Genomic DNA, 2,568 nt, shown 5'->3' with positions numbered 1-2,568 from the left:
CTGACGCTGCTAATGATGCTGTTCGGTTCGGACCCGCGCGAGCTGACCAAGGCCCTGGCGCTGTACGGCGCCGCGGCTCCGGCTGGTGGCACGGCCGGCGTCTTCCTCGGCGGCGTGATCACTGAGTATGTGTCCTGGCCGTGGGTCTTCTACATCAACATCCCCATCGCGGCCATCGCACTGGCCGCCGCGCCGGCGCTGATGCCGGCTGGTGGTCTCGGAGCGAGAGGCGCCGTCGACGTGGTGGGCGCTCTCACCGTCACTGGAGGTCTCGGTGCGGCGGTCTACGCCATCGTCCGAGCGCCCGAGGTGGGTTGGGGATCCGTGGAGACGTGGGGCGTTCTCGCGGGCGCGGTTGTTTTGCTCGGAATCTTCCTCGCAGTACAGGCGTCCCGTCGCGAACCGTTGATGCGGCTGAGCATCTTCCGTACGCCGAACCTGGGTGCGGCCAACCTCGCCCAACTGCTGCTTGGCGGTGCGTGGATCCCAATGTGGTTCTTCCTTAACCTGTACCTGCAACAGGTTCTTGGTTACAGTGCCTTCCCGTCCGGGGCGGCCCTGCTGCCGATGACCATTCTGATCATGATCGGGATGATCGCCCTGGCGCCGCGAGCGATCAACCGCTTCGGGCCCAAGGCAATGATCGTGACCGGCCTGGTCGTCCTCGCAGCCGGCATGGGTTGGCTGTCCTTGATCCGGCCGGACGGCAACTTTTGGGTCGACGTGCTGCCGGCATCGCTGGTCGCCGCGCTCGGCATGTCGCTCGCTTTCATCCCGTCGCTAGGTACGGCCATCTCGTCCGCTCGGCCCGAAGAAGGCGGCCTCGCCGCGGGAATCGTCAACACGAGCTACCAGGTCGGTTCCGCATTGGGGTTGGCTGCCATGACCGCCGTTGCGGCTTCGTATGGCGCTGACCAGTTGGGTGACATGGCTGCGCTCACCGACGGCTTCTCGCTCGCCTTCCTCGGGGCGGGGTTGATCGCCTTGGTGGGTGCGGTGATCGCCGCTGTGACGCTCCGCACTCGTCAGGTCGAAGAACCCGTGACCACCGGCGCCTCCGCTGCAAAGCAATCCTGAGGACGATGACGGCCGGCACTGCTGACAAGAGAACCGTCAGCAGTGCCGGTCCTCGTCTGCCCAGGGGTTGGGCAAAGGGGAGCTAGCCGTGGGCGCTTGCCTGAGCGTCGAACCGTGAGTGGCTTCCCTTGACGAGGATCGACTCTGTGGTCGTTTTAGGTGTGAGTCGCCCCGTCGTCGAGGTCCTGGTTACGCACTTGGACGCGACCGGCCCCGCCCGCAACTCCGCTGGTACCGACATGTCATGACCGTGGATGGCCGCCGGTCGGCGAAGTCGCCGCGGGAGAACTTCGTGGCCTCTTCTCGCAGGTGCCCGCGGATCAACTCGATCTGGGTGGTGTCGGTCGCGTTGTTCGCAGCCACCTTCTGAACTCCGCCCGTGGCGCGCCGCCGAGGAGTGTCCGCGTACGCCGTACCGACAACCGCTCGGTCGTCGGGTCGATCCAGCATCCGGAGAAATCACCGGAGCATCGGTCGACGAACCCGAGAGCACCCGGCCCGACGAGACTTCGCCGGCCTGCGGTGATTGTCACCTGGCGCGCCGACGGCGGCGAGATCGGATCCTGATCATGTCCGAACGCAAGGTGACAACCTCGTCGGCCGGCTCGAAGCGCCCGAAGTCCGTCCCTGGCGTTCGAACTTCGCCGCACTTCAGACCAGGTCCAGGTCTTCGAAGGCCTGTCCCAGGGCTTCGGCGGCGGCTGGGTTCGCCGCGCGGCGGCCCAGGTAGACGTCTTGGGTGATGGAGACCTTGGCCGGGCCTAGTTGGTCGGTGATTTTTGCGGGCGGTGTGGCCGGCTTCGTGGAGGGGCAGTGGCGGTGGTAATGCGGAGTGCGTGCGATCGGACCCATGCGAGCTGATCGGACTCGGCCGGTTGTGCGGCTGCCTCGATCTCGGCTTGGAGGTTTGGGGAGTCCTCGGTGTCGAATCCGTCGTTCTGGCCGGCCTCGCCGAGCAGGACGCGGAAGTTGCGCGATTCGTCCTCTGGGATCCGTCGGGATCCTCCATGGCAATCGTCATCGCTTCGTATTTGCCCTCGTCCAGGGACTAAGGATTTGCCACATCGCCTGTCAGCGTCGGCTTGAAGCTGAAGTCACTCACGTCGCCAGTTTGAATCGCGCCATATCACAATAGCCAAACGATTAGATGCAGGTCGAAAAGAACGCGGTCCTGCAACCAAAAGGGATGTCCGCGACATCTAGCTGGGTGAGTCCGAGGGGCTTCTGGCCAGTGGACTCGGAGGGGGATGCTGATCAGTCGCAATGCATCGTGTCGACTGGAAACCATGTGGGCCGCGGCTTCAGCTCACGGACCGGTCGGCAGCCGCCGTCCCGGCCGAGCGATCTCTTGGGAAGTGGGGAACACGACCGTGGATCGGAACATCGACGAGCGCTGGGATGTCGGGGCAGCGTCTCCGGGAAGTGCGCCTGCCCGGGACGGGATGCCGCCGCGGCTCGACGCACCCGTCCGGCTGCTGGTGGGTCCGGCCA

The 2,568-nt window shown here is 65.5% G+C and carries 3 protein-coding genes; 2 read left to right on the top strand and 1 reads right to left on the bottom strand.

Annotated features, from left to right (window positions below; translation table 11 throughout):
* The coding region (locus tag ABD255_RS19420) for an MFS transporter (protein WP_344215856.1) at positions 1–1,077 on the top strand (1,077 nt) is incomplete at its 5' end.
* 244 nt (positions 1,078–1,321) lie between these two features.
* Positions 1,322–1,447, top strand: coding sequence for a hypothetical protein (locus ABD255_RS19415; protein ID WP_344215854.1), 126 nt, complete (start codon positions 1,322–1,324; stop codon positions 1,445–1,447).
* 281 nt (positions 1,448–1,728) lie between these two features.
* On the opposite strand, the gene ABD255_RS19410 is transcribed toward ABD255_RS19415, so the two are convergent.
* Positions 1,729–1,929: a hypothetical protein gene (locus tag ABD255_RS19410; RefSeq protein WP_344215852.1), complete on the bottom strand. Its 201-nt coding sequence runs from the start codon at positions 1,927–1,929 to the stop codon at positions 1,729–1,731.
* Positions 1,930–2,568 lie beyond the last annotated feature (639 nt).

It is taken from the genome of Kribbella sancticallisti (genome assembly GCF_039530625.1).
Taxonomy (GTDB): Bacteria; Actinomycetota; Actinomycetes; order Propionibacteriales; family Kribbellaceae; genus Kribbella; species Kribbella sancticallisti.
The sequence above is the reverse complement of the archived record's forward strand: the minus strand, read 5'-3'. Positions and strand labels throughout refer to the sequence as shown.

What these genes read in the sequence shown, in the direction of transcription:
- ABD255_RS19415 (WP_344215854.1), top strand. Translation starts at nt 1,322, where the DNA reads ATGACCGTGGATGGCCGCCGGTCGGCGAAGTCGCCGCGGGAGAACTTC.
- ABD255_RS19410 (WP_344215852.1), bottom strand. Translation starts at nt 1,929, where the DNA reads ATGGGTCCGATCGCACGCACTCCGCATTACCACCGCCACTGCCCCTCC.